This is a genomic window from Acidovorax facilis (assembly GCF_023913775.1).
GTDB classification, from domain to species: domain Bacteria; phylum Pseudomonadota; class Gammaproteobacteria; order Burkholderiales; family Burkholderiaceae_C; genus Acidovorax; species Acidovorax facilis.
In genome coordinates this window covers 63292-86984 of sequence record NZ_JAMXAX010000004.1, presented here as the reverse complement: position 1 = coordinate 86984, position 23693 = coordinate 63292, and the positions used below count along the sequence as shown (strand labels likewise).

29 protein-coding genes, 1 tRNA gene and 4 pseudogenes are annotated in these 23693 nt (G+C 59.5%); 2 read left to right on the top strand and 32 right to left on the bottom strand.

What is annotated here, in order from left to right; genetic code table 11:
* Positions 1–116: 116 nt before the first annotated feature.
* From NFX52_RS02850 to NFX52_RS02840, 3 genes and pseudogenes are all read right to left on the bottom strand, one after another.
* A pseudogene (locus NFX52_RS02850) lies at positions 117–901 on the bottom strand (IS3 family transposase); the annotation flags it as partial.
* Between the two features lie 153 nt (positions 902–1054).
* Complete coding sequence (locus NFX52_RS02845; RefSeq protein ID WP_055395751.1) at positions 1055–2017, bottom strand: IS5 family transposase; 963 nt, start codon at positions 2015–2017, stop codon at positions 1055–1057.
* 64 nt (positions 2018–2081) lie between these two features.
* Positions 2082–2258, bottom strand: a pseudogene (locus NFX52_RS02840) (IS3 family transposase); the annotation flags it as partial.
* A 15-nt stretch (positions 2259–2273) separates the two neighbouring features.
* Between NFX52_RS02840 and NFX52_RS30825 the strand changes: the two are divergent.
* Positions 2274–2483 (top strand): annotated as a pseudogene (locus NFX52_RS30825) (cation transporter); the annotation flags it as partial.
* A gap of 30 nt (positions 2484–2513) precedes the next feature.
* Positions 2514–3383: pseudogene (locus tag NFX52_RS02830) on the top strand (HAD-IC family P-type ATPase); the annotation flags it as partial.
* A 125-nt stretch (positions 3384–3508) separates the two neighbouring features.
* Here NFX52_RS02830 and NFX52_RS02825 read toward each other — a convergent pair.
* From NFX52_RS02825 to NFX52_RS02685, 29 genes are all read right to left on the bottom strand, one after another.
* On the bottom strand, positions 3509–4561 hold the full coding sequence (locus tag NFX52_RS02825; protein ID WP_055395689.1) for a DMT family transporter: 1053 nt from the start codon (positions 4559–4561) through the stop codon (positions 3509–3511).
* 3 nt (positions 4562–4564) lie between these two features.
* Positions 4565–4915: a DUF6488 family protein gene (locus NFX52_RS02820; RefSeq protein ID WP_055395687.1), complete on the bottom strand. Its 351-nt coding sequence runs from the start codon at positions 4913–4915 to the stop codon at positions 4565–4567.
* A gap of 48 nt (positions 4916–4963) precedes the next feature.
* The gene (locus tag NFX52_RS02815) at positions 4964–5749 is read right to left on the bottom strand and encodes a HupE/UreJ family protein (RefSeq protein WP_055395685.1); all 786 of its coding nucleotides are present in this window, start codon (positions 5747–5749) and stop codon (positions 4964–4966) included.
* 150 nt (positions 5750–5899) lie between these two features.
* Entirely contained in the window at positions 5900–6256 is a 357-nt protein-coding gene (locus NFX52_RS02810; RefSeq protein ID WP_055395683.1) for a hypothetical protein, read from the bottom strand.
* Between the two features lie 360 nt (positions 6257–6616).
* Positions 6617–6693, bottom strand: a tRNA-Met gene (locus tag NFX52_RS02805).
* A 22-nt stretch (positions 6694–6715) separates the two neighbouring features.
* The gene (rplQ, locus tag NFX52_RS02800; protein WP_008906513.1) at positions 6716–7108 is read right to left on the bottom strand and encodes a 50S ribosomal protein L17; all 393 of its coding nucleotides are present in this window, start codon (positions 7106–7108) and stop codon (positions 6716–6718) included.
* An 87-nt stretch (positions 7109–7195) separates the two neighbouring features.
* The gene (locus NFX52_RS02795; RefSeq protein ID WP_008906514.1) at positions 7196–8188 is read right to left on the bottom strand and encodes a DNA-directed RNA polymerase subunit alpha; all 993 of its coding nucleotides are present in this window, start codon (positions 8186–8188) and stop codon (positions 7196–7198) included.
* A gap of 112 nt (positions 8189–8300) precedes the next feature.
* Positions 8301–8924, bottom strand: coding sequence for a 30S ribosomal protein S4 (rpsD, locus tag NFX52_RS02790; protein ID WP_055395681.1), 624 nt, complete (start codon positions 8922–8924; stop codon positions 8301–8303).
* Between the two features lie 90 nt (positions 8925–9014).
* Complete coding sequence (gene rpsK, locus NFX52_RS02785; protein ID WP_005793662.1) at positions 9015–9419, bottom strand: 30S ribosomal protein S11; 405 nt, start codon at positions 9417–9419, stop codon at positions 9015–9017.
* 16 nt (positions 9420–9435) lie between these two features.
* Positions 9436–9801: a 30S ribosomal protein S13 gene (gene rpsM / locus NFX52_RS02780; RefSeq protein ID WP_008906516.1), complete on the bottom strand. Its 366-nt coding sequence runs from the start codon at positions 9799–9801 to the stop codon at positions 9436–9438.
* A gap of 23 nt (positions 9802–9824) precedes the next feature.
* Entirely contained in the window at positions 9825–9938 is a 114-nt protein-coding gene (gene rpmJ, locus NFX52_RS02775; RefSeq protein ID WP_005793651.1) for a 50S ribosomal protein L36, read from the bottom strand.
* A gap of 145 nt (positions 9939–10083) precedes the next feature.
* Positions 10084–11403 (bottom strand): preprotein translocase subunit SecY, encoded by a 1320-nt coding sequence (gene secY / locus NFX52_RS02770; RefSeq protein WP_055395679.1) that lies wholly within the window; start codon positions 11401–11403, stop codon positions 10084–10086.
* Positions 11404–11427: 24 nt separating this feature from the next.
* Positions 11428–11859 (bottom strand): 50S ribosomal protein L15, encoded by a 432-nt coding sequence (gene rplO / locus NFX52_RS02765; protein ID WP_055395677.1) that lies wholly within the window; start codon positions 11857–11859, stop codon positions 11428–11430.
* 10 nt (positions 11860–11869) lie between these two features.
* A complete protein-coding gene (rpmD, locus tag NFX52_RS02760; RefSeq protein ID WP_007861725.1) occupies positions 11870–12052 on the bottom strand; it encodes a 50S ribosomal protein L30 in 183 nt (60 codons plus the stop codon).
* 14 nt (positions 12053–12066) lie between these two features.
* The gene (rpsE, locus tag NFX52_RS02755) at positions 12067–12585 is read right to left on the bottom strand and encodes a 30S ribosomal protein S5 (RefSeq protein WP_008906520.1); all 519 of its coding nucleotides are present in this window, start codon (positions 12583–12585) and stop codon (positions 12067–12069) included.
* A 17-nt stretch (positions 12586–12602) separates the two neighbouring features.
* Complete coding sequence (gene rplR, locus NFX52_RS02750; protein WP_005793639.1) at positions 12603–12968, bottom strand: 50S ribosomal protein L18; 366 nt, start codon at positions 12966–12968, stop codon at positions 12603–12605.
* A gap of 11 nt (positions 12969–12979) precedes the next feature.
* The gene (rplF, locus tag NFX52_RS02745; RefSeq protein WP_055395675.1) at positions 12980–13513 is read right to left on the bottom strand and encodes a 50S ribosomal protein L6; all 534 of its coding nucleotides are present in this window, start codon (positions 13511–13513) and stop codon (positions 12980–12982) included.
* Between the two features lie 25 nt (positions 13514–13538).
* A complete protein-coding gene (rpsH, locus tag NFX52_RS02740; protein WP_008906523.1) occupies positions 13539–13934 on the bottom strand; it encodes a 30S ribosomal protein S8 in 396 nt (131 codons plus the stop codon).
* A 20-nt stretch (positions 13935–13954) separates the two neighbouring features.
* Positions 13955–14260, bottom strand: coding sequence for a 30S ribosomal protein S14 (gene rpsN, locus NFX52_RS02735; RefSeq protein ID WP_055395673.1), 306 nt, complete (start codon positions 14258–14260; stop codon positions 13955–13957).
* Between the two features lie 8 nt (positions 14261–14268).
* Positions 14269–14808, bottom strand: a complete 540-nt coding sequence (gene rplE, locus NFX52_RS02730) for a 50S ribosomal protein L5 (protein WP_055395671.1) — start codon at positions 14806–14808, stop codon at positions 14269–14271.
* Positions 14809–14817: 9 nt separating this feature from the next.
* Entirely contained in the window at positions 14818–15138 is a 321-nt protein-coding gene (gene rplX, locus NFX52_RS02725; RefSeq protein ID WP_055395669.1) for a 50S ribosomal protein L24, read from the bottom strand.
* A gap of 9 nt (positions 15139–15147) precedes the next feature.
* The gene (gene rplN, locus NFX52_RS02720; protein WP_007861702.1) at positions 15148–15516 is read right to left on the bottom strand and encodes a 50S ribosomal protein L14; all 369 of its coding nucleotides are present in this window, start codon (positions 15514–15516) and stop codon (positions 15148–15150) included.
* Between the two features lie 195 nt (positions 15517–15711).
* Positions 15712–17304 carry a glycerol-3-phosphate dehydrogenase/oxidase gene (locus NFX52_RS02715; protein ID WP_055395749.1) on the bottom strand — a complete coding sequence of 531 codons (1593 nt, stop codon included), beginning with the start codon at positions 17302–17304 and terminating at the stop codon, positions 15712–15714.
* Between the two features lie 191 nt (positions 17305–17495).
* Positions 17496–19229, bottom strand: a complete 1734-nt coding sequence (locus tag NFX52_RS02710) for an ABC transporter substrate-binding protein (RefSeq protein ID WP_055395667.1) — start codon at positions 19227–19229, stop codon at positions 17496–17498.
* Between the two features lie 135 nt (positions 19230–19364).
* A complete protein-coding gene (locus NFX52_RS02705) occupies positions 19365–19673 on the bottom strand; it encodes a DUF2160 domain-containing protein (RefSeq protein WP_055395664.1) in 309 nt (102 codons plus the stop codon).
* A 12-nt stretch (positions 19674–19685) separates the two neighbouring features.
* Complete coding sequence (locus tag NFX52_RS02700; protein WP_055395662.1) at positions 19686–20498, bottom strand: carbohydrate ABC transporter permease; 813 nt, start codon at positions 20496–20498, stop codon at positions 19686–19688.
* Positions 20491–21387: a carbohydrate ABC transporter permease gene (locus tag NFX52_RS02695; RefSeq protein WP_055395660.1), complete on the bottom strand. Its 897-nt coding sequence runs from the start codon at positions 21385–21387 to the stop codon at positions 20491–20493. The genes NFX52_RS02700 and NFX52_RS02695 overlap by 8 nt, the downstream gene beginning before the upstream one ends.
* Positions 21384–22460, bottom strand: a complete 1077-nt coding sequence (locus NFX52_RS02690; RefSeq protein WP_055395747.1) for an ABC transporter ATP-binding protein — start codon at positions 22458–22460, stop codon at positions 21384–21386. Before NFX52_RS02690 ends, NFX52_RS02695 begins: the two co-directional genes overlap by 4 nt.
* Position 22461: 1 nt before the next feature.
* Positions 22462–23553: an ABC transporter ATP-binding protein gene (locus NFX52_RS02685; protein ID WP_055395658.1), complete on the bottom strand. Its 1092-nt coding sequence runs from the start codon at positions 23551–23553 to the stop codon at positions 22462–22464.
* Positions 23554–23693: the final 140 nt, after the last annotated feature.

Below are 23693 nucleotides of genomic sequence, written 5' to 3'. Positions count from 1 at the left end.
GAATGAAGTGATAGCTTTGCAGACTGCGCCTGCTGGCAAGCGTCGTCTGTGCGTTGCCATACGCAAGCACCAGACGTTCCTGAGCTACAAGGCAGTTGCATCCGTATCACTGTTGCCACCGTCTCGATGGCTGCATCCAGCATTGTGTTGACCAGCGCTGCATCCGGGCTCGTGCCAATCGTCCAGCTCACCACCATTCCATCGAAGCAATCGATGATGGGCGACAGGTACACCTTGCCTGCTGGGATTTGGAACTCTGTGATGTCGGTCAGCCATTTCTCGTTGGGCGCTGCAGCCTGGAAGTCTCGGTTGATGATGTTCTCCGGTGCCGGGCTGATCTCGCCAAGGTAAGACGCATACTGCCGCCGCTTGGGCTTTGCAACGACCAAGCTCTCTTGCTTCATCAGGCGCTGCACCACCTTTTCGGAGATGGTCATGTCCTGCCTGGGCAGAGAGGCCTGCAGCCTGCGATAGCCATAGCAGCGGTGGTTCGACTCAAAGATGTCGGTGATCGCACGACGCGCAGAGAGATACTTGTCGCCCACCGCTGCACGGGCGCGACGGTAGAAGTACGAGCTACTGGCAAGACCTAACTGTGCAAGGAGCTCTGGCAAGCCGTAGTGCTCCTTGAGGGCGTCAATCAGCAGTGTCTTCTCCCGGTTGGACAGGAGCTGCAGATCGACGCCCAGGCCTTTATTAACAGTTCATTGGCCTTATTCAAGAGGTCCTGCTCAAGTCGCAGTTGACTGACTTCGCGGCGCAACGCATCAACCTGGCTCTCGAGCTCGTCGCGCTCACGTGCCTGCGGGGATTGATGGGTGTGTTTCATGGATGCAGGTGCCTCACGTCCCAGAAGCTGGTTCTTCCAGTTGTACAACGTTGGCCGGCACACGCCTAGGGATGTCCTGAATAACTCGGATTCGTAAGTGCTACAAGGCCGATGTTCTCAGATGAGGCCATGGATACCGTTTTGCCAGCGGTTGGGCCATGTTTTGTGACCTTCTTTCGGGCGGCTTGCGCCGCTGCTGCGGCTGCCTGCTGTTTGCAGGCGCACTCATCCCTGCACCGCCAGCAATTGGTGGCGCACCATCCACAGATTGGACAGCGCAAACAACGTCTTGAGCTGCAGCGTGTTCTTCTTCAAACCCCGGTAGCGCACCTTCACATATCCAAACTGCCGCTTGATCACCCGAAAGGGGTGCTCCACCTTGGCCCGGATACTTGCCTTGATCTTCTCCATCTGGTCTATGAGCGCGTCTACGGGGTTGGTCTCTTTATCCAGCTCTTTGCGCTTGCCCGGGCGCATCGCTATGTGCCACGTCACGCTAGCCCGGGCATCCGGGCGCTTGTGCACGCCTTGATAGCCCGCGTCACCAAACCCGTCTTTTTCCTCTCCGTGCAGCAAGCTGTTGCCCTCTACTACGTCCGCCACGTTGCCCGAGGTGCCAATGACGGTGTGCACCAATCCTGAGTCTGCGTCCACGCCAATGTGAGCCTTCATACCAAAGTGCCATTCGTTGCCCTTTTGGCTGGAGTGCATCTCTGGATCGCGCTTTCTGTCCTTGTTCTTGGTAGAGCTGGGCGCTGCGATCAGCGTGGCGTCTACCGCAGTGCCCGCCTTGAGCAGCAAGCCCTGCGCTGCCAGCAGTTCGTTGACCGTGGCCAGAATCTGCTCGGCCAGCTTGTGTTTCTCCAGTCGATGGCGGAACCTCAAAATAGTGCTCTCGTCAGGCATTCGCCCATGGGCATCAAGGCCTGCAAACTCCCGGTAGATCGGGGTGTCAAAGAAGGCTTCTTCCATTGACAGATCCGACAAGGTGAACCACTGCTGCATGCAATGGGTGCGCAGCATGGCCTCCAATGCAAAGGGTGGACGTCCGTTCTTGCCTTCGGGGTAGTACGGGGCAATGAGTTCGACCAACGCAGCCCAGGGAACCACCCGATCCATCTGGGCCAGCAGCTCCTGCTTGCGGGTCTTCTTGGTGCTCAGGCTCAGGTCAAGGCTGCTTTGCTTCATGGCTGGCGAGGATGCCATGACTGAACTGCTTCTATCTGACTTGACAGGAGGTTTTGCAGGATTTTCCTAGCTCGCCGGCAACAGCCTGAGCGCTTTCCTGTCGCGTGCAGAGTTCCACCACTCCCGTTTGCTTCAACGACTCGGGATACCTTCGCTGCCCGACACGACCGACGATTGCTTTCCTGGCCTCAGGAATGGCCTCGCGGATCCACTTGGTGAGCGTGCCACGACCGGGATACCCACCCTAGCGGCAGCGGTGGAAAAGGCGGGCTACGCCGTGTCTGAAGAGTTACTGGAGCTCTCGATTGAGGGGATGACGTGCGCGTCGAGCGTCGGCCGGGTCGAAAAAGCGCTGAAGGCCGTGCCTGGCGTTAAACATGCGGAGGTCAATCTGGCGACTGAGCGAGCGCAGGTTCGCTTCGATGCGGGAGTGAGGCCCGACCGCTTGGTCGCCGCCGTCGTGAGGGCGGGCTACGAGGCACAGGTAGCGATTGCTTCTGATCAGCATGGCGAGCAGTTACTGCCATTTGCTGCGGCCATTCAAAACGGTAGCGAGCACCCGTTGGCAAAGGCGGTGATGGATGCAGCGCGTGCTAAGGGATTGATCGTCCCCCGGGCCACCGAGGTGACTGCTGTTGCTGGCCGGGGTATGTCCGCTACCGTCAAGGGACGCCAGATACGCCTAGGAAGTACCCGTTACATGGATGAGCTGGGCGTGAGTACAGCAGCCCTGGCGGCGGCAGCAGCACAGATGCAGCAAGAGGGACGCACCGTATCGTGGCTCGCCGATGTGACCGATGCCCCTGCCGTAATGGGTATGTTGGCGTTCGGAGATACCGTAAAACGCAGCTCGCAACAGGCCATTGCACAGCTGCACAGCCTTGGCATCCAGACCGTTCTGATCACCGGTGACAACAAAGGAAGCGCAGAGGCGGTGGCCCGCGCCTTGGGCATAGATCAGGTCCGCGCCGAGGTGCTGCCGGAGGGCAAAGCTAATATTGTTGTCCAGCTCAAAGCGGGCGGCAGACACGTTGCAATGGTCGGCGACGGGCTCAACGATGCACCCGCTTTGGCGGCTGCGAATGTGGGCATCGCCATGTCCACAGGTACTGACGTGGCCATGCATGCGGCAGGCATCACTCTGATGCGCGGTGACCCCGCGTTGATCGCAGATGCCATCGACATCTCCCGGCGCACGTACGCAAAGATCCGTCAGAACCTTTTCTGGGCATTCGCGTACAACGTGGTCGGGATCCCCTTGGCTGCATTTGGCCTGTTGAATCCCATGGTGGCGGGAGCAGCTATGGCCCTCAGCAGCGTGAGCGTGGTGACCAACGCGCTGTTGCTACGTTCTTGGAAGAGGTAAAGCCCCTGCGGCGCTGGACACCGGATCAGATGAATTTGCCGTTCTGTTTGTGGCACACCGGATAGTTACCCTAGCACTTCATTCTCGGCCAAGTGCGGGCGTTCGCCAACGAAGCACCACAAATTTCAGTGCTTATGCCCATGGTGCAAATCAGGCACATGCGGGTGCTTGTGTACCAGCACCGTGTGCATGTGAAGATGGCTGTGAGCCCCTTGCGGCATGGGCTCATGACCGTGGTCGTGATGACCATCATCATGCGTATGGGCGTGCTCGTGCTCCAGGGCCTCATGGCCATGTGCGTGGTCGTGCGACTCAACTAAGTGCAAGATCACCCCGGCCAGCATCAACACGCCTCCCAAGACCAGCAGCCCAGACGCGGCGCGCTCTCCAAGTCCAAAAGCGCCCAGGGCTCCAAGAAACGGTGCGAACGCGAACACAGAGCCCGTGCGTGCAGCCCCGAAGGTGCGCTGGGCGAGCAGATAGAAGCGCAGGCTCAAGCCGTAGCCAGTAGCGCCAGTGCCCAGCAAAACGCCAGCCGCCAACAGGTTCGGCAAGGGCTCTGCGAAAAACACAGCGAGAAAGAAGGTCGCAACGACGCCCAGGCTTGATTTCGCAAGTACCACCTGTCCAGGGTCCCGGTCAGCCACGCCGCGCGACAAGGTGTTGTCCACGCCCCATGCGGCCGTTGTCACCATGACGGCGGCCAAACCGAGCAGTTGCACGTTGCCTTGCAGGCTCTGGTCTAGCGCGAGGACCACCCCACCGGCCAGCAAGGAGGCCATGGCCAGGACAACGCGCCTGTCAACCGTCTCACCGTAGAGGCGCCAAGCCAGCAAAGCGGTGAACAAGGCTTCAAGGGTGAGCATCAGAGACGCGGAAGTACCGCTGGTGCGCTGCAGGCCCCATACAAGGGCGACGGGCCCGATGACAGCACCGAACAGCGCCATTGCCAGCAGGCGACCGGCATCACTGCGCTGCAGCTGCGCTTCGCGCTCTTTGGGGCGGCGGATGAACAAGGCCACGAGGCCCGCGCCGCCATAGAGAAGCCCTGCCGTGGTGAACGGGCCGATGCCCCGGCCCCACAGCTGGACAAAGGGTGTGCTCAGCCCAAAAAGGGCGGCCGCCAGCAGCGCCAGCAGACCGCCCCTGAGCACGGGCGAAAGCGACCCGTGTGCCATCACTTACTGGCCGGTGAAGTTCGCGGCAATGAAGTTACCCGGATGCGAGAAGAAGACATACAGATTTTGCTTCGCCTTGTCGGTGGCAGCAGGGTTTGTGAAAGTGGCTTTCCACTCCTTTCCCTTCTTGCCATCCACCAGTTCCAGCGTCCCGAGCTTGGCCGACTGCCAGGAGCTTTCCAGTTTGCCTGCCTTGACCAACGCATCGCGGCGCTGGGTCGCGCAGTCAGTGACGACAGCTTCCGTCGCAGGAGTTTTGCCATGGAAGTGGCAGCTGCTGCCTTTGTCGGCAAGGGCCATCGGGCTGAAGGATTGCAGGGCTACAAGGGTGGCGGTGAGGATGATTGCTTTCATGATGAGTCCTTGGTTGGATGTTCGGGGATTGAGGGGCAAATTGATGGGTCAGAGTCCATCGCGGGTTTTGTCTTCCGTGTTCTGCACGTCCATGTCCTCGTGGGCGTGCCGGTGCTCTGCAGCAGGAAAGCGGAAGCTGTCAGGGTGGCTGTCGTGCTGGTAGCCGTGCAACTGCGTGATCAGGAGGTACACACCGCCGTAGAACAGCGCCAGATTGGCCGCGTAGCTGAAGCGCTTGAACGACGGCCGATGTCGCCACAGCGCCAGAGCACCCACCATCACCGTGAGCGCAGCAATTTGCCCCAGCTCGACACCCACATTGAAGCTCAGGATGCGCCAGAGCATGGCAATCGGGTCGTCACCCAGCGGCAGCTGCTGCAGACGCGTAGAGAGGCCAAAGCCGTGCAGCAAACCGAAGCCGAATACCGCCCAAAGCAGGTTCGGTGATTCCATCGCGAAGTGCTTCTGGAACCCGCCATTGTTGTCAAACGCCTTGTACATCACGCTAAGCGCAATGATGGCGTCCACCAAGTAGTAGTTCCAGGTGATTTTGAAGTACGTCGCGAAGATGAGGGTGATGCAGTGGCCGATGGTGAAGACGGTCACGAATTTGGCCACATCCCGAAACGTCGTCAGGAAGAACACCACGCCGAACAGAAACAGCAGATGGTCGTAACCCGTCAGCATGTGCCGGGCCCCCAGTTCGATGTAGTGGAAGTAGCCAGCGTCCAGCATGCGCTGCTGGTCCTCGGCGGAAATGCCGTGGGCAACCGCGAGCAACGGCGCGGCGCCCAGGGCAAGCGCTAGCAAGCGCCTGATAGAGCAAAGATTCATGTCTGAAATGGATAAGTGTTGACGACGCCGCGCGCAGGAGAGCGAGCTATTGAGGCTCAGCTCTTGCACGGCACAGCAGGCCCGTGAAGACAGGCGACTTCTTGAGGATTGGTCCGCTGCGGCAAACGCGAGCGGAGTGTCGCGCAGACCTTAGGCGGTCAGGCTGGGAGGGCGCAGCAACCCGTCCAGGAAAACGGTAGGAGGCTCAGAAATGACGGCTAGAGGCGGTTCGCTCTGCATTGCCGCGAACCCCGAATCGTCAAAGAGCGCAGTCAGTCCAATCGGATGAAAGCCATCATCCACATGAAAATGCGGCGCGCTGCTATCGCTGTCAGAGGAGAGATGCAGCGAATCGTCATCGTGGTGGTGGTGGTCGATGTCTTGGACATGGACCGACATGTGGGCGAGTTGCTCCGCCTGTGCGTTGATAGCGAGAGGCGATAGCCACACCACCGTCTGCATGAGCAAGACGGCGATCAGCAAGTAAATCCTCACGATGCGGCGCATTGCTGGAGTATAGAAGTGCATCTATGCGTAAGGCGGCGCACCGGAGCTTGGCGGACTGCTCTTGGCCGATAGCGCCCATTCGACACCGAGATGCGAACGGCAGCAACCGCTGCGATGCCGAAGTAGATGCGCCGGTTCTACTTTGAGGCCAACGGAGCTGGAGCCTATGTTTAGTAGCAGCCGAAGCTCCGCCACTCTTGAGCTCTTGAGCTCTTGACTCCAGAAACTCGAACCATACCCAAAGGTCACTAGCACGGAGGGCCGCAATTGTGACGACACAGACCTCGTCACAAACCTCGACACAAAACAAAAAGGCCCACCGAAGTGGGCCTTGAAGACAAGCTAAGTGCTTGATTTTATTGGTTGCGCGAGAAGGATTTGAACCTCCGACCTTTGGGTTATGAGCCCAACGAGCTACCAGACTGCTCCATCGCGCGGTAAGAAATAAATTATACCCTATTATTCAGCTGCTGCCGAATTATTTTCGGTTTCAGCAGCACGATCGACCAATTCGACCAGCGCCATGGGAGCGTTATCGCCCACACGGAAGCCCATCTTCAGAATACGGGTGTAGCCACCGGGACGCACCTTGAAACGAGGCCCCAGGTCATTGAAGAGCTTGGTCACGCTATCACGGTCGCGCAGGCGGTTGAATGCAAGACGGCGGTTCGCTACGGAATCTTCCTTGGCCAGGGTGATCATGGGCTCGATCACGCGGCGCAGTTCCTTGGCCTTGGGAACGGTGGTCTTGATGACTTCGTGCTCGATGAGCGAATTCATCATGTTCTGCAGCATCGCGAGGCGGTGCGAGCTGGTACGGTTGAGTTTGCGGAGGCCGTGTCCGTGGCGCATGGTGCTTTCCTTTGAGTAATTAAATCAGGCAGCCGTATCAGGTACTGCCCGAGGCACTGTTCCCGGCGGGGAACCAAAAATTATAACTTAACGCTTGTCCAAGCCAGCTGGTGGCCAGTTTTCCAGTTTCATGCCCAGCGTGAGACCACGCGATGCGAGCACTTCCTTGATCTCGTTGAGCGACTTGCGGCCCAGGTTAGGCGTCTTGAGCAGCTCGTTCTCGGTGCGCTGGATCAGGTCACCGATGTAGTAGATGTTCTCGGCCTTCAGACAGTTGGCGGAACGCACGGTCAGTTCCAGCTCGTCCACAGGACGCAGCAGGATCGGATCGAACGTGGCATTGCCGCGCGGGCCTGCCGGTGCGTCGAACGCAGCCAGTTCGCCACCTTCGAGCTGTGCGAACACAGCCAGCTGTTCCACCAGGATCTTGGCCGAGGCGCGCACAGCGTCTTCAGCGGTGATGGCACCGTTGGTTTCGATCTCGACCACCAGCTTGTCCAGGTCGGTACGCTGCTCCACGCGGGCGCTTTCCACGGTGTAGCTCACGCGCTTGACGGGCGAGAACGAAGCATCCAGCACGATGCGGCCGATCGACTTGGTCGATTCGTCGGCATAACGGCGCAGGCTGCCAGGCACGTAACCACGGCCCTTTTCCACCTTGATCTGCATGTCCAGCTTGCCGCCTGCCGACAGGTTGGCAATCACGTGATCGGGGTTGACGATCTCGACGTCATGGGGCGTCTGGATGTCGCGCGCGGTGACCACGCCTTCGCCATCCTTGCGCAGGCTCAGCGTGACTTCGTCGCGGTTGTGCAGCTTGAACACCACGCCCTTGAGGTTCAAGAGGATGTTGACCACATCTTCCTGAACGCCATCGATGGACGAGTACTCGTGCAGAACGCCTGCAATGGTGACTTCCGTCGCTGCGTAACCCACCATGGACGAGAGCAGGACGCGCCGGATGGCGTTGCCCAGCGTGTGGCCGTACCCACGCTCGAACGGCTCCAGTGCGACCTTGGCACGATTGTGGCCAAGCTGCTCGACATTGATCGCCTTGGGTTTCAGCAAATTGGTTTGCATTCAGACTTCCTCTCAATACCCCCAGCTCGTTACACCGGTAAGGCTGGTGAAGCGCCTAAACCGCGATGCCTCGCGGTTCAGGGACGGTTTTCTCGAAATATGTACCGAGCGATTAGCGCGAATACAACTCAACGATCAGGGATTCGTTGATGTCGGCGCCAAACTCATCACGGTCAGGCACCTTCTTGAAGATGCCTTCAGCCTTGTCGGCATTCACTTCCACCCAGGCAGGCATACCCACTTGTGCGGCCAGTTGCAGGGCTTCCACAACGCGGTTTTGCTTCTTCGACTTTTCGCGCACAGCCACCACGTCGCCCGTCTTCACGAGGTAGGAAGCAATGTTCACGGACTTGCCGTTCACGGTAATCGCCTTGTGCGACACCAGCTGACGGGCTTCAGCACGGGTCGAACCGAAACCCATGCGGTACACGACGTTGTCGAGGCGGGATTCCAGCAGGAACAGCAGGTTGGCGCCGGTGTTGCCCTTCTTGCCTTCAGCGGCTTCGAAGTAACGGCGGAATTGCTTTTCCAGCACGCCGTACATGCGCTTGACCTTCTGCTTTTCGCGCAGTTGCAGACCGTAGTCAGAAGTACGGGCACCCGAGGTGCGGCCGTGTTGACCAGGCTTGGAGTCGAACTTGGACTTGTCGGCGATCGAGCGACGGGCGCTCTTCAGGAACAGGTCCGTGCCTTCACGGCGGGAGAGTTTGGCCTTGGGGCCGAGGTAACGTGCCACTTGAGCTTCCTTTGTGTCATCTGCCGCAAACCATTGCGGGAGCCGCCTGAGGCGCTTGCGCGTTCACAGGCGGCGGTGGGCTTAGAGAGATTAGATACGACGACGCTTCTGAGGGCGGCAGCCGTTGTGCGGCACTGGCGTCACGTCAGAAATCGACGTGATACGGATGCCCAGGGCACCCAGTGCGCGGACCGAAGATTCACGGCCAGGACCGGGACCCTTGATTTCAACGTCAAGGTTCTTGATACCTTGATCGATGGCAGCGCGGCCAGCCACTTCCGAAGCCACTTGGGCTGCGAATGGGGTGGACTTGCGCGAACCCTTGAAACCTTGTCCACCGGACGATGCCCACGACAAGGCATTGCCTTGGCGATCGGTGATCGTGATGATGGTGTTGTTGAACGAGGCGTGCACGTGTGCAATACCGTCCGAAACGTTCTTCCGGACCTTCTTGCGAACGCGCTGAGCTGCGTTATTGGCAGGAGACTTAGCCATGATGATCTTTCAATCTTTATTTCTTCAGTGCAGCTGCACCCTTGCGCGGACCCTTGCGAGTGCGAGCATTGGTACGGGTGCGCTGACCACGCATTGGCAGACCGCGGCGATGGCGGAAGCCACGATAGCAGCCGATGTCCATCAAACGCTTGATGTTCATCGTGGTTTCGCGGCGCAGGTCACCTTCAATGGTGAACTGCTCGATTTGCTCGCGAATTTTTTCCAGATCGCCGTCCGTCAGATCTTTGATCTTCTTGGAGTAAGCGATACCAGTTGCTTCGCAAATCTTGCGAGCGCGGGTGCGACCAATGCCAAAAATGGCGGTCAAACCGATTTCCGCGTGCTTGTGCGGCGGAATGTTAATGCCAGCGATACGTGCCATATGCGTCCTCTAATACTTTCCAATCAACCTTGGCGCTGCTTGTGACGCAGATCCGTGCAGATCACGCGCACCACACCCTTGCGGCGGATGATCTTGCAGTTGCGGCAGATTTTTTTGACCGAAGCCGAAACTCTCATTGCATTCTCCTAAAACTTTTCCATCCGTCCCGGCTGCTTCGCACGGAACACAATTTGTGCCCGCGAAAAATCGTGGGGCGCCAACTCAACCGATATTCAGTTCCTTGCAGGCAGTGTCGCAAGTGCAGCACTGCCTTCCTCATCATCAACCGCCTGCGTTGCCCTTGAAATTGGCTTTCTTGAGCAGCGACTCATACTGTTGCGACATCATGTAGTTCTGAACCTGGGCCATGAAATCCATGGTCACCACCACAATGATCAACAGCGAGGTTCCACCAAAGTAGAACGGAACGTTGTACTTCAAGATCAGGAACTCTGGCAGCAAGCACACAAAGGTGATGTACACAGCGCCTGCCAATGTCAGGCGCACCAGGATCTTGTCGATATAACGGGCCGTCTGTTCACCTGGGCGAATGCCTGGAATGAACGCACCGCTCTTCTTCAGGTTGTCTGCAGTTTCACGGCTGTTGAATACCAGAGCCGTGTAGAAAAAGCAGAAGAAGATGATGGCTGCAGCATAGAACATCACGTAGATGGGCTGACCAGGAGTCAACGCACCCGAGATATCCTTCAACCAGCGCATCGATTCACCTGCACTGAACCAGTTCACCACCGTTGCCGGCAGCAGAATGATCGACGAGGCAAAGATCGGAGGAATCACACCTGCCATGTTCAGCTTCAGGGGCAGGTGAGACGATTGACCACCATAAACCTTGTTGCCTACTTGCCGGCGAGCGTAATTCACCAGTATCTTGCGCTGACCCCGCTCGACAAACACCACGAAGTAAGTCACCAGACCAACGACGAGGACGATGAAGATAGCGGCCAGAATACTCATGGCACCCGTACGAACCAGCTCCAGAAGGCCACCGATCGAACTAGGCAAACCAGCGGCAATGCCCGCAAAGATCAGGATCGAGATCCCGTTCCCCAAGCCACGCTCTGTGATCTGCTCACCCAGCCACATCAGGAACATCGTGCCAGCCGTCAAGCTGACCACAGCGGTCATGCGGAACCCGAAACCGGGGCTCAGGACCAAACCAGCAGAGCTTTCCAGCGCTACGGCAATTCCCAGCGACTGGAACAGGGCCAAGCCCAAGGTGCCATAGCGGGTGTACTGAGTGATCTTCCTGCGACCGGCTTCGCCTTCCTTTTTCAACTGCTCGAATGTGGGAACCACATAGGTCATCAACTGCATGATGATCGACGCCGAAATGTACGGCATGATCCCCAGAGCGAAAACCGTGAAGCGCGACAGCGCACCACCGGAGAACATGTTGAACAGATTCAGGATGCCGCCTTGCTGGCCACTGAAGAGCTGCTGGAGTTGGGCTGGATCGATGCCTGGCACAGGGATATGAGCCCCAATGCGGTACACGACCAGCGCAAGCAACAGAAAAACCAGACGACGACGGAGGTCGCCGAATTTCCCGGTCTTTGCAATTTGAGCCGCGCTAGTAGCCACAGATGCCTTCCTTCAGAGCCACACTCAGGCGACGCTGCCGCCAGCAGCTTCAATCGCTGCTTTGGCACCAGCCGTAGCACCCACGCCATTGAGCTTGACAGCCTTGGTCAGGGAACCGCTCTTGATGACCTTCACCACCTTGGCCAATTCACCAACCAGGCCTGCTTGCTTCAGAGCGAGGACATCCACTTCGGCCAGGCCGAGTTGATCCAATGCCGTCAGCGTCACTTCTGCGTTGAACTTGAGCAAGTGCGACTTGAAACCACGCTTGGGCAAGCGGCGTTGCAAAGGCATTTGACCGCCTTCAAAACCAACCTTGTGGTAGCCACCGGCACGAGACTTCTGACCCTTGTGACCACGGCCAGCGGTCTTGCCCAGGCCGGAGCCGATACCACGGCCTACGCGGCGCTTGGCATGCTTGGCGCCGTCTGCGGGCTTGATGCTATTGAGTTCCATGATCTATCTCTCAGAGGACTTTGACCAGATAGCTGATCTTGTTAATCATGCCGCGCACTTCGGGCGAGTCCTGCAGTTCGCTCACGCTATTGAGCTTGCGCAGACCCAGGCCACGAACGGTGGCGCGGTGCGATTCCTTGGTGCCAATCGGGCTGCGCACCAGTTGAATCTTGACGGTTTGTTGCGTTGTCATTTTCAAGCTCCGGTTCAGGCGAAGATGTCTTCGACTGTCTTGCCGCGCTTGGCCGCCACATTCGACGGGGTGGTCGAATTGACGAGCGCGTCAAACGTTGCACGGACCATGTTGTAGGGATTGGACGAACCATGGCTCTTGGCCACGATGTCAGTCACACCCAACACTTCAAAAACTGCACGCATAGGGCCGCCAGCGATGATGCCGGTACCCTTTGGAGCAGGTGCCATCATCACAACAGCAGCGCCATGGTGGCCGGTCACATTGTGGTGGATGGTGCCGTTCTTCAACGAGACCTTGACCATGTTGCGACGAGCTTCTTCCATAGCCTTTTGCACGGCAGCTGGTACTTCTTTCGACTTGCCCTTGCCCATGCCCACGCGGCCATCACCGTCGCCAACCACCGTCAGTGCGGCGAAACCGAGAATACGGCCACCCTTCACGACTTTGGTCACGCGGTTGACCGCGATCATTTTTTCGCGCAGACCGTCGTCTTGACCTTCGTTCTGCACTTTGGGTTGAAATTTAGCCATTTTGTATTCCGCTCCGCTTAGAACTGCAGGCCAGCTTCACGGGCTGCGTCGGCCAAAGCCTTGACGCGACCGTGGTAGGCAAAGCCTGCGCGATCAAATGCAACCTTCTCGACACCTGCAGCCTTCGCCTTTTCAGCGATACGCTTGCCGATGATCTGGGCTGCTGCGGCATTGCCACCCTTGCCCGAACCGCCGAGCGACTTGCGCACGTCGGCTTCCGCCGTGGATGCACTTGCCAGCACCTTGCTGCCGTCGCCGGAGATCACACTGGCGTAGATATGGAGGTTCGTACGGTTCACCGTGAGACGTGCCACGCCTTGCTGTGCAATGCGGATGCGGGTCTGGCGCGAACGACGAAGACGCTGCTCTTTCTTGGTCAACATGTTGCAGCTCCTTATTTCTTCTTGGTCTCTTTGATCGTGATCTTTTCGTCCGCGTAGCGGATACCCTTGCCCTTGTAGGGCTCAGGTGGACGAACAGCACGAATCTCAGCAGCGATCTGACCGACACGCTGACGATCTGCACCCTTGATCACCACTTCCGTGGGCGTCGGGGTGGCAACCGTGATGCCTGCGGGCATTTCGATATTGACCGGATGCGAATAGCCAACAGCCAGATTCAGCTTAGAGCCTGAGGCAGCGGCTTTGTAGCCCACACCGACCAGGCTCAGCTTCTTTTCAAAGCCTTTGCTGACACCGACCACCATGTTGTTGACCAACTGGCGAATCGTGCCGCTCATGGCATTGGCTTCGCGGGATTCGTTAGCAGGCTCAAAGCTGAGCTTGCCGTCATTGCTGGACACTTTCACCAGCGCGTTTTGCGCCAGCGACAGAGCGCCACCAGTACCCTTGACAGAGATCTGGTCATCTTTCACGGACACATCCACGCCTGCGGGGATGGTCACGGGCATTTTTCCTACTCGGGACATTTCAGTTTCTCCTCAATGCCGCGGGTTAGGCCACGTAGCAGAGCACTTCGCCACCGACACCGGTAGCACGCGCCTTGCGATCAGTCATCACGCCCTTGGGCGTTGTGACAATTGCCACACCCAGACCGTTCATGACTTGTGGAATGGAATCACGGCCTTTGTAGACACGCAGGCCAGGGCGGCTGACGCGCTCAATGCGCTCAATCACGGGGCGACCTGCGTAGTACTTCAGGGCAATTTCGAGTTCGGACTTGCCGGCTTCGGTTTTCACCTGGAAGCCGTCGATATAACCTTCGTCCTTCAGCACCTGGGCGATGGCAATCTTCACTTTGGAAGAAGGCACCAAAACCGTGGCCTTGGCGACCATCTGTGCATTACGGATGCGGGTCAGCAAGTCAGCGATGGGATCACTCATGCTCATGTTTAATCTCTCCTGCCTGCTTACCAGCTGGCTTTGGTGACACCGGGGATGTCGCCTGCAAAAGCCAGTTCGCGGATCTTGGCGCGAGCCAGACCGAATTGACGGAAGGTGCCACGTGGACGACCAGTGATTTCGCAACGGTTGCGCTGACGCGTCGGGTTGGCGTTGCGAGGGAGCTTTTGCAGGCCCAAGCGGGCTGCATCGCGCTCTTCATCGCTGCACTTGGCATCGCCAGCGATTGCCTTCAGTTCCGCATACTTGGTTGCGTACTTGGCTGCCAGTTTTTCGCGCTTCAGTTCGCGCTGGATCAAAGCTACTTTAGCCATGCTTCGCCTCAGTTCTTGAACGGGAAACGGAAACCAGCGAGAAGCGCCTTGGCTTCTTCGTCGGACTTGGCCGTCGTGGTGATGCTGATATTGAGACCGCGCAAGGCGTCGACCTTGTCGTACTCAATTTCAGGGAAGATGATCTGTTCTTTGACGCCGATGTTGTAGTTGCCACGACCGTCGAACGCGCGACCAGAGATACCACGGAAGTCACGAACGCGAGGCAGAGCCACGGTCACGAAACGGTCCAGGAACTCATACATCTGCACGCCACGCAGCGTGACCATGCAACCAATGGCCTGGCCTTCGCGGATCTTGAAACCAGCGATAGCCTTCTTGGCCTTGGTCACCACAGGCTTTTGACCAGCAATCTTGGTCAGGTCAGCCACAGCATTGTCCATCACCTTCTTGTCCGAGACTGCCTCGCTCACGCCCATGTTCAGCGTGATCTTGGTCAGACGGGGAACCTGCATCGGCGAGGTGTAGCCGAACTGTTTAGCCAGTTCGGGAGCGATCTTGTCGCGGTAAATTTCTTGGAGTCGTGCCATGTTTACCCCTTAGGCCGCCTTGATTTCAGCACCGCTGGACTTGAACACGCGAATGCGCGAACCGTCAGCCTGCACCTTGATGCCCACGCGATCAGCCTTGCCCGTAGCAGCATTGAAGATGGCCACGTTGGACTGATGAATTGGCATGGACTTTTCAACGATGCCGCCCGTCGTACCCTTCATGGGGTTTGGCTTGGCGTGCTTCTTGACCAGGTTGATGCCATCGATGACCACGTAGGAGTCATCCTTGCGCAGCGACACCGTGCCGCGCTTGCCCTTGTCACGGCCGGTCAGCACGATGACTTCGTCGCCCTTGCGAATCTTGTTCATGGCGCGTCCTTAGAGAACTTCAGGAGCCAGAGACACGATCTTCATGAACTTCTCGGTACGCAGTTCACGCGTCACGGGTCCAAAGATACGGGTGCCGATAGGCTCCAACTTTGCATTCAGCAACACTGCGGCGTTGCCATCGAATTTGACGAGCGAACCATCGCCGCGACGAATACCCTTCGCCGTGCGAACCACCACTGCACTGTAAACCTCGCCTTTTTTGACGCGGCCACGTGGAGCGGCTTCTTTGATGCTCACCTTGATGATGTCGCCAACGCTTGCATAGCGACGCTTCGAGCCACCCAGCACCTTGATGCAAAGGACGGACTTGGCGCCGGTATTGTCGGCAACCTCTAACCGAGATTCTGTCTGGATCATTTCAATATTCCCAACTTGCACCAGAAGACAACAGCCCCAGAGAACTTCTCAAGGGCTGCAAATCAGCCAGTCAGTCTTGGGCCCGTCGTCCGCACCGCAAACCATTTGCAGCACTTCCCGCTGGGCAGAAACTTCACGTAGGAAACGCGAAGCCCTCGATTATTGCAAAAGACTTCTACGAAGTCAAGCGCCCTATCAGGCCGGAACCTGCAAATACTGTTGCGCCAGTTCCAAAAAGGCATCCAGGTGGGGGTCGGCACCCAGTTCCGCACGCAGGATGTCGGCCACCGCAGGGGCCAGCTCGATGGCCTTGCGGGCATCGAGGAACAATAACCGGGAGCGGCGGGCCAACACATCCTCTACCGTGCAGGCGTATTCGTAGCGGGCGGCAAAGCGTACCATGGCTTCTGTCAGCCCCCCACCAAGATCGGTGTGCGCACCGGCAATGTCCCGGACAACCGCCGCCTCGCTCCCGTAGGAGTGCAGTCCCTGGGCATCACTGATGCGATGTTGAACAGCCCCTTCAGGGGTTCCCACCAAGGGCAAACGATTGGTCACACCCGACGGTTTTTCCGGCAGCAGGCCCGTGGTGAAGCATTTTTGCAACACATCTTCGGCCATGGCGCGGTAGGTGGTCCATTTGCCTCCCGTCACGGTGATCAGGCCACTGCGACTGGCGAGCACGGTGTGCTCGCGGCTGATTTTCTTGGTGTTGTCACCATCGTCGTCCTGCGGCTTCACCAGCGGGCGCAGGCCCACCCAGATACTCCGGATGTCTTCCACCTTGGGCGCACGGGTGAGGTAGCGCGCCGATTCGTCCAGGATGAACCGGACCTCTTCGCGGAAAGGCTGCGGCTCACGCACGATGTCCTGGCGCGGACTGTCAGTGGTCCCGAGAATGAGCTTTCCCAGCCACGGCACGGCAAAAAGGACCCGGCCATCGGCCGTCTTGGGAACCATCAGGGCATGGTCGGACGGAAGAAACTCCCGATCCACCACGATATGCACCCCCTGGCTGGGCGCCACAATGGGCTTGACGGGGCGGCCTATGGCCTCTCCGTCCATCTGGCGCAGGGCATCCACCCATACGCCGGTGGCATTCACAACCGTACGCGCGCGCACGGTGAACTGCTGGCCACTGTCTGCGTCTTCACACACAAAGCCTGCAACCTTGCCAGCTTCGTGAATCAACGACCGCGCAGGGCAGTAGTTGACCACCAGGGCGCCCAGGCTGGCGGCCGTTCGCGCCAAGGCCAAGGCCAGACGGGCGTCATCAAACTGTCCGTCCCAGTACTTGACGCCACCCTTGAGGCCTTCGGGGCGGGCCGTGGGCAGGCACTCCAATGTGCGTGCGCGCCCCAAGAATTCGGTGGCGCCCAAGCCCGCCTTCCCTGCCAAAGCGTCGTACATCTTGAGGCCGATACCGTAAAACGGCGTCTCCCAAAAGTGGTATGACGGCATCACAAACGGCAGGGGTTGCGCCAGGTGGGGCGCGTTGTGGAGCAAGGTCGTGCGCTCATGCAACGCCTCGCGCACCAGTGCGATGTTGCCTTGCGCCAGGTAACGAACACCGCCGTGTACCAATTTGGTCGCCCGGGACGAGGTTCCCTTGGCGAAGTCATGCGAGTCCACCAAGACCACGCTGAACCCTCGGGCCGCCGCATCCAGCGCCACCCCCAGGCCTGTAGCCCCACCGCCAATCACAGCCAGGTCATAGTGGTGGGGCTGGGCCAAACGCGCCAAAAGGTCGGCACGCCGTGTGAGGAGGGGAGCAGAGGCAGTAGTCATGGGGTGATTGTCCATGGGCGAAGCAAAAAATAAGGGTTTACCCTTGAATTTTTGTCACTTCGGGGGGAGATCCGGCCCCAGGCCTCCAAAGGCACTGGGGACGGTCTTGAATGAAAAGGCAGCCAGAGACCTTGTGAGCCACGGCTGCCTGAAGCATCGTCACAGTAAGCAGGACGGCGGGTTAAACAGGCTTACCGCGCCTTGCCATCCTTCCAGGCCTGCAATAAGGTGCCGTACGCAATCGTCTGACCCTTTGGCTTCTCATTGGCCAACTTGGCCCACGGCGCTTGCTTGTCGCTCAGCCACTTGGCGGTGTCGCTCTTGGGGTTGAGCTTGGGAGCGCAATGGGCCATCCCAGCGCGTTCCAGACGAGCCATCACCTGGTCCATCTCGTCGGCCAGCGTGTCCATGGCGCCTTGGGGCGTCTTTTCACCCGTCACGGCCTGGGCTACGTTCTTCCACCAGAGCTGGGCCAGCTTGGGGTAGTCAGGCACATTGGTGCCAGTGGGCGACCACGCCACACGGGCAGGGCTGCGGTAGAACTCCACCAGACCACCCAGCTTGGGCGCCATGTCGGTCATGGCCTTGGACTGGATGTCGGATTCGCGGATCGGCGTCAGGCCCACCATGGTCTTCTTCAGCGACGTGGTCTTGGCCGTCACGAACTGTGCGTAGAGCCAGGCGGCAGCCGTCTTGTTGGCGTCGTGGTCCTTGAAGAAGGTCCAGCTGCCCACGTCCTGGTAGCCGTTTTGCATGCCTTGCTTCCAGTACGGGCCGTTCGGGCCGGGCGCCATGCGCCACTTGGGCGTGCCGTCGGCATTCACCACGGGCAGGCCGGGCTTGGTCATATCGGCCGTGAAGGCGGTGTACCAGAAGATCTGCTGCGCGATCTGGCCCTGGGCGGGCACGGGGCCGGCCTCGCCAAAGGTCATGCCCGTGGCTTCCTTGGGCGCGTATTTCTTCATCCAGTCCACGTACTTGGTGAGGGCGTAGACGGCTGCGGGCGAGTTGGTCGCACCGCCACGGGCCACGCTGGCGCCCACGGGCGTGCACTTGTCGTCGGCCACGCGGATGCCCCATTCGTCAATCGGCAGGCCATTGGGCGCGCCGATGTCGGCTGTACCCGCCATGGACAACCAGGCATCGGTGAAGCGCCAGCCCAGCGACGGGTCCTTCTTGCCGTAGTCCATGTGACCATAGATCGGCTTGCCATCGATCTGCTTCACATCGTTGGTGAAGAACTCGGCGATGTCTTCGTAAGCCGACCAGTTCAGCGGCACGCCCAGGTCGTAGCCGTACTTGGCCTTGAACTTGTCCTTGATGTCCTTGCGGTCGAACAAATCGGCACGGAACCAGTACAGGTTGGCAAACTGCTGGTCAGGCAGCTGGTACATCTTTCCATCGGGGCCGGTCGTGAACTTGGTACCGATGTAGTCCTTGAGGTCGATGCCGGGGTTGGTCCATTCCTTGCCCGCAGCGCCCATGTAGTCGGTCAGGTTCAGGATCTTGCCGTAGCGGTAGTGCGTGCCGATCAGGTCCGAGTCCGAGATCCAGCCGTCATAGATGGACTTGCCCGACTGCATGGAGGTCTGCAGCTTCTCGACCACGTCGCCTTCCTGGATCAGGTCGTGCTTGACCTTGATGCCGGTGATTTCCTCGAACGCCTTGGCCAGCGTCTTGGATTCGTATTCGTGCGTGGTGATGGTTTCGGACACCACCGAAATTTCCTTCACGCCCTTGGCCTGGAGTTTTTTGGCTGCGTCGATGAACCACTTCATCTCGGCCATCTGCTGGTCTTTATTCAGCGTGGATGGCTGGAATTCGCTGTCGATCCACTTCTTGGCCTCGGCCTCGCCGGCCCAGGCAGCCTGCCCCATCGCCAGAGCCGCGGCGGCGAAAGCGATCGCCTTGAACTGCATCTTCATTGCTGTCTCCTCTCAGATTGAGACCCCCATTGGTAGACCGGCACCAACCCGGGGGGGAACCAGGCCAGGCCTTCGACACTACAAAAACAATAGCTACAAATGCTTACCCATCAAGCGCAAACGGCCATTTTTTCCTTAACCCTTGCGCATGATCAGCGCCAGCAGCGCCATCGACACCACAAAGCTGATCCAGATCGACGGGTCGCCCTGCAGGCTGAACCACTGGGCCAGCTTGCCGCTGATGCCCACAAAGATCAGGTTCACGTAGGCGGCCGACAGCAGCCCGATAAAAAGCCGGTCGCCGCGCGTGGTCTCCAGGGGCAGGAAACCCTTGCGCATGGTTGTGGGCGACTTGAGCTCCCACACCGTCATGCCCACCAGCATCAGCACGATGCACGTAAAGAACACTGCCACCGGCAGCGTCCAGGCCATCCAGTCAAACATGTCGCTGCCTCCTCAAACCCGGCCCATCGCGAAACCCTTCGCGATGTAGTGCCGCACAAACCAGATCACGATGGCACCCGGCACGATGGTCAGCACCCCCGCCGCCGCCAGCGTCGCCCAGTCCATGCCCGAGGCACTCACGGTGCGCGTCATGGTGGCCACGATGGGCTTGGCGTTCACGCTGGTCAGCGTGCGGGCCAGCAGCAGCTCCACCCAGCTGAACATGAAGCAGAAGAACGCCGCCACGCCTACACCAGCCTTGATCAGCGGCAGGAAGATGGTCATGAAAAAGCGCGGGAAGCTGTAGCCATCGATGTAGGCCGTCTCGTCAATCTCGCGCGGGATGCCGCTCATGAAGCCTTCCAGAATCCACACCGCCAGCGGCACGTTGAACAACAGGTGGGCCAGCGCCACGGCAATGTGCGTGTCCATCAGCCCCACGGTGGTGTAGAGCTGGAAGAACGGCAGCAAGAACACGGCCGGGGGTGTCATGCGGTTGGTCAGCAGCCAGAAGAACACATGCTTGTCGCCCATGAACTGGTAGCGGCTGAACGCATAGGCTGCGGGCAGCGCCACGGTGAGCGAAATCACCGTGTTGATCGCCACATAGATCAGGCTGTTGATGTAGCCCGAGTACCACGACGCATCGGTGAAGATGGTCTTGTAGTTGGCCCAGGTGAAGTTCTGCGGGAAGAACGAGAAGCTCGACAGGATCTCCTCATTCGTCTTGAAGCTCATGTTGACCATCCAGTAGATGGGCAACAGTGCGAACAGCAGGTACGCAATCAGGAACAGCGTGCGCTTCTGGAAACGTTTTTCATTCATGGCCGGCTCCTTCGTCGCTGACGGTGCCCACGCGCTGCATCCAGTTGTAGAGGATGAAACACAGCAGCAGGATGATGAAGAAATAGATCAGCGAGAAGGCGGCCGCCGGGCCCAGGTCGAACTGGCCGACCGCCTTGGTCGTGAGGTACTGGCTGAGGAACGTGGTCGCATTGCCCGGCCCGCCCCCCGTGAGCACGAAGGGCTCTGTGTAGATCATGAAACTGTCCATGAAGCGCAGCAGCACCGCAATCATCAGCACGCCGCGCATCTTGGGCAGCTGGATGTAGCGGAACACCTCGAACTTGCTCGCACCGTCGATGCGGGCTGCCTGGTAGTACGCGTCGGGGATGGAACGCAACCCGGCAAAGGCCAGCAGCGCGACCAGCGGCGTCCAGTGCCACACATCCATCAGCAGCACCGTGAGCCACGCCTGCGTGGCGTTGCCGGTGTAGCTGTATTCAATGCCCATCTCCTGCAACATCCGGCCCATCAGGCCAATATCGGCACGGCCATAGATCTGCCAAATGGTGCCCACCACGTTCCAGGGGATCAACAGCGACAGCGCCACCACCACCAGCACGGCGGACGACTTCCAGCCCTGCGCGGGCATGGACAGCGCCAGCAGGATGCCCAGCGGAATCTCCACCGCCAACACTGCCAGCGAGAAGGTGATCTGCCGCCACAAGGCCGCGTGCAGCTCCTCGTCGCGCATCACAGCGGCAAACCACTCGGTGCCGACAAACACGCGGCGCTCGGGGGAGATGATGTCCTGCACCGAATAGTTCACCACCGTCATCAGCGGCAGGATGGCGGAGAAGGCCACGCAGATGATGACCGGCAGGATCAGGAACCAGGCCTTCTGGTTCACGGGCTTGGTCGTCGTGCTCATGCCAAAAGCTCCTCATTCTGGTAGTAGCAGGTGTGCTCACCCAGCACCTGCAGCCACACCGTGTCGCCCGCCGAGGGCAGTCGCGTCTCGGGGCTGAAGCGGGCCTTGAGCGTGTGCTCGCCCACCTTCGCGGTCAACATCAGGTAGGTGCCGATGTCCTGCACTTGCGCCACCGTGCAGGCAATGGCGCCGGGTTGCTCTGCCGATGCCAGCGCCAAATATTCGGGCCGAATACCCACCTGCACCGGGCCCGTTGGCAAAGTACGTCCCACAGGGGCGTGCAGGCGGTGGCCGACGATGCTGAGCTGGCCTGCGTCCACCTGCGCGGGCAAAAAGTTCATGCCTGGGGAGCCAATGAAATGCCCCACAAACACATGCTGGGGCCGCTCGAACAGCGCATCGGCCGAGCCCACCTGCACGGCGCGGCCACGCGTCATGACCACCACCTGGTCCGCAAAGGTCAATGCCTCGACCTGGTCGTGCGTCACGTAGATCAGTGTGAGCTTGAGCTCGTGGTGGATCTGCTTGAGCTTGCGCCGCAGTTGCCACTTGAGGTGCGGGTCGATCACCGTGAGCGGCTCGTCGAACAGCACCGCCGCCACATCGGCGCGCACCAGGCCACGGCCCAGTGAAATCTTCTGTTTCTGGTCTGCTGACAGCCCTGCGGCTCGCAGGTTCAGCTGATGGCTCATCTCCAACATCTCGGCAATCACGCCCACGCGCTGCTTGATCTGCGCCTCGGGCACCTTGCGGTTCTTCAGCGGAAACGCCAGGTTCTCGGCCACCGTCATGGTGTCGTAGATCACCGGAAACTGGAACACCTGCGCAATGTTGCGCTCCTGCGGGCTGGCGCGGGTCACGTCGCGGCCATCAAACAGCACCTTGCCATGCGAGGGCACGAGCAGGCCCGACATGATGTTGAGCATGGTGGTCTTGCCGCAGCCCGAGGGGCCCAGCAACGCATAGGCACCGCCATCCTCGAACTCCATCTTCAGCGGCAGCAGCGCGTAGTCGCTGTCCTGCTGCGGGTTCGGCTTGTACGAATGCGCCAAGTCCAGACTGATGCGGGCCATCTCAACGCCCTCCTTGTACAGCGTTCGGGCGCGCGGGCGCCCATGCCAGTCGGCCGTCAGCACCAAACACATAGGCCTGGGCCGGGTCCAGGTGCAGTGTGATGGGCGTGCCCAGTTCAAAGTAATGCACCCCGGTCAACTGCGCCACCAGGTCGCCCCAGGGCGTGGCCGCGTGCACAAAGGTGTCCGAGCCCGAAATTTCGGCCAGCTCAACCACTCCGCCCACGCTGATGTCGCCCGGGCGAGCCACCACGCGCAGCGCACTGGCGCGCACACCCACCGTGAGCCCTGCCGCCGTGGCCACACCTTGGAACAGGGGCACGGCCAGTTCTGCGCCGCCCTCCAAGCGCACACCCCCTGGGACCGCCGATGCGGCAATGAGATTCATGGGCGGGTCGCTGAAGGCACGCGCCACACGCAGCGAGTTGGGTGCATGGAACACCTCGGCCGTGGGGCCGTACTGCAGCAACTGACCTTCGTCGAGCACAGCGGTGTAGCCGCCGAGCAGCAGGGCCTCGCCCGGCTCGGTGGTGGCATACACCACGGTGGACTGGCCGGCAGCAAACAGCTGGGTCAGTTCTTCGCGCAACTCTTCACGCAGCTTGTAGTCCAGGTTCACCAGCGGTTCGTCCAGCAGCATCAGCGGCGCACCCTTGGCCAAGGCGCGGGCCAGCGCCACGCGCTGCTGCTGCCCACCCGACAGCTCGGCCGGGTAGCGGTCGAGAAACATGTCGATGTGCAGGCGGCTCGCAATTTCGCGCACGCGGGCGTCGATGTTCTTTTCGCCGCGCAGCTTCAGGGGCGACGCAATATTGGCCGCCACCTTCATGGAGGGATAGTTGATGAACTGCTGGTACACCATGGCCACGTTGCGGTCGCGCACGGGCATGCCGGTCACGTCCACGCCATCCACCATCACGCGCCCGGCCGTGGGCGTATCGAGCCCCGCCATGATGCGCATCAGGCTGGTCTTGCCCGCCTGCGTGGCGCCCAGCAGCACCGTGACGGCGCCGCTATGCAGCGCCAGGCTCATGTCGTGGAGCCAAGTCTGCGGCCCTACCTTCTTGCTGATGCTGTCCAGTGCCAGCTGCATCACGCAACCTTTCTAATGGCCCCCTGGGGGCTGTGTGGATCTGGCTTTCTGCTGCGCACGCAGCAAAGTGCCTCGTTTTCGATTGCGTTCATTTTTGTTCTTTTTTGATCGTATCGAATCAAGGTTTACCCTTAATGAGT

What these genes read in the sequence shown, in the direction of transcription:
- rpsH (WP_008906523.1), bottom strand. Translation starts at nt 13,934, where the DNA reads ATGAGCATGAGTGATCCCATCGCTGACTTGCTGACCCGCATCCGTAAT.
- rplQ (WP_008906513.1), bottom strand. Translation starts at nt 7,108, where the DNA reads ATGCGCCACGGACACGGCCTCCGCAAACTCAACCGTACCAGCTCGCAC.
- NFX52_RS02695 (WP_055395660.1), bottom strand. Translation starts at nt 21,387, where the DNA reads ATGAGCACGACGACCAAGCCCGTGAACCAGAAGGCCTGGTTCCTGATC.
- rplE (WP_055395671.1), bottom strand. Translation starts at nt 14,808, where the DNA reads ATGGCACGACTCCAAGAAATTTACCGCGACAAGATCGCTCCCGAACTG.
- rplR (WP_005793639.1), bottom strand. Translation starts at nt 12,968, where the DNA reads ATGTTGACCAAGAAAGAGCAGCGTCTTCGTCGTTCGCGCCAGACCCGC.
- NFX52_RS02820 (WP_055395687.1), bottom strand. Translation starts at nt 4,915, where the DNA reads ATGAAAGCAATCATCCTCACCGCCACCCTTGTAGCCCTGCAATCCTTC.
- rplO (WP_055395677.1), bottom strand. Translation starts at nt 11,859, where the DNA reads ATGGAACTCAATAGCATCAAGCCCGCAGACGGCGCCAAGCATGCCAAG.
- NFX52_RS02700 (WP_055395662.1), bottom strand. Translation starts at nt 20,498, where the DNA reads ATGAATGAAAAACGTTTCCAGAAGCGCACGCTGTTCCTGATTGCGTAC.
- rplN (WP_007861702.1), bottom strand. Translation starts at nt 15,516, where the DNA reads ATGATCCAGACAGAATCTCGGTTAGAGGTTGCCGACAATACCGGCGCC.
- rpsN (WP_055395673.1), bottom strand. Translation starts at nt 14,260, where the DNA reads ATGGCTAAAGTAGCTTTGATCCAGCGCGAACTGAAGCGCGAAAAACTG.
- rplX (WP_055395669.1), bottom strand. Translation starts at nt 15,138, where the DNA reads ATGAACAAGATTCGCAAGGGCGACGAAGTCATCGTGCTGACCGGCCGT.
- NFX52_RS02795 (WP_008906514.1), bottom strand. Translation starts at nt 8,188, where the DNA reads ATGCAAACCAATTTGCTGAAACCCAAGGCGATCAATGTCGAGCAGCTT.
- NFX52_RS02710 (WP_055395667.1), bottom strand. Translation starts at nt 19,229, where the DNA reads ATGAAGATGCAGTTCAAGGCGATCGCTTTCGCCGCCGCGGCTCTGGCG.
- NFX52_RS02825 (WP_055395689.1), bottom strand. Translation starts at nt 4,561, where the DNA reads ATGGCACACGGGTCGCTTTCGCCCGTGCTCAGGGGCGGTCTGCTGGCG.
- rplF (WP_055395675.1), bottom strand. Translation starts at nt 13,513, where the DNA reads ATGTCCCGAGTAGGAAAAATGCCCGTGACCATCCCCGCAGGCGTGGAT.
- rpsM (WP_008906516.1), bottom strand. Translation starts at nt 9,801, where the DNA reads ATGGCACGTATCGCTGGCATTAACATTCCGCCGCACAAGCACGCGGAA.
- NFX52_RS02815 (WP_055395685.1), bottom strand. Translation starts at nt 5,749, where the DNA reads ATGAATCTTTGCTCTATCAGGCGCTTGCTAGCGCTTGCCCTGGGCGCC.
- NFX52_RS02685 (WP_055395658.1), bottom strand. Translation starts at nt 23,553, where the DNA reads ATGCAGCTGGCACTGGACAGCATCAGCAAGAAGGTAGGGCCGCAGACT.
- NFX52_RS02810 (WP_055395683.1), bottom strand. Translation starts at nt 6,256, where the DNA reads ATGCGCCGCATCGTGAGGATTTACTTGCTGATCGCCGTCTTGCTCATG.
- NFX52_RS02845 (WP_055395751.1), bottom strand. Translation starts at nt 2,017, where the DNA reads ATGAAGCAAAGCAGCCTTGACCTGAGCCTGAGCACCAAGAAGACCCGC.
- rpsE (WP_008906520.1), bottom strand. Translation starts at nt 12,585, where the DNA reads ATGGCTAAATTTCAACCCAAAGTGCAGAACGAAGGTCAAGACGACGGT.
- NFX52_RS02705 (WP_055395664.1), bottom strand. Translation starts at nt 19,673, where the DNA reads ATGTTTGACTGGATGGCCTGGACGCTGCCGGTGGCAGTGTTCTTTACG.
- NFX52_RS02690 (WP_055395747.1), bottom strand. Translation starts at nt 22,460, where the DNA reads ATGGCCCGCATCAGTCTGGACTTGGCGCATTCGTACAAGCCGAACCCG.
- rpmJ (WP_005793651.1), bottom strand. Translation starts at nt 9,938, where the DNA reads ATGAGAGTTTCGGCTTCGGTCAAAAAAATCTGCCGCAACTGCAAGATC.
- NFX52_RS02715 (WP_055395749.1), bottom strand. Translation starts at nt 17,304, where the DNA reads ATGACTACTGCCTCTGCTCCCCTCCTCACACGGCGTGCCGACCTTTTG.
- rpmD (WP_007861725.1), bottom strand. Translation starts at nt 12,052, where the DNA reads ATGACAACGCAACAAACCGTCAAGATTCAACTGGTGCGCAGCCCGATT.
- rpsK (WP_005793662.1), bottom strand. Translation starts at nt 9,419, where the DNA reads ATGGCTAAGTCTCCTGCCAATAACGCAGCTCAGCGCGTTCGCAAGAAG.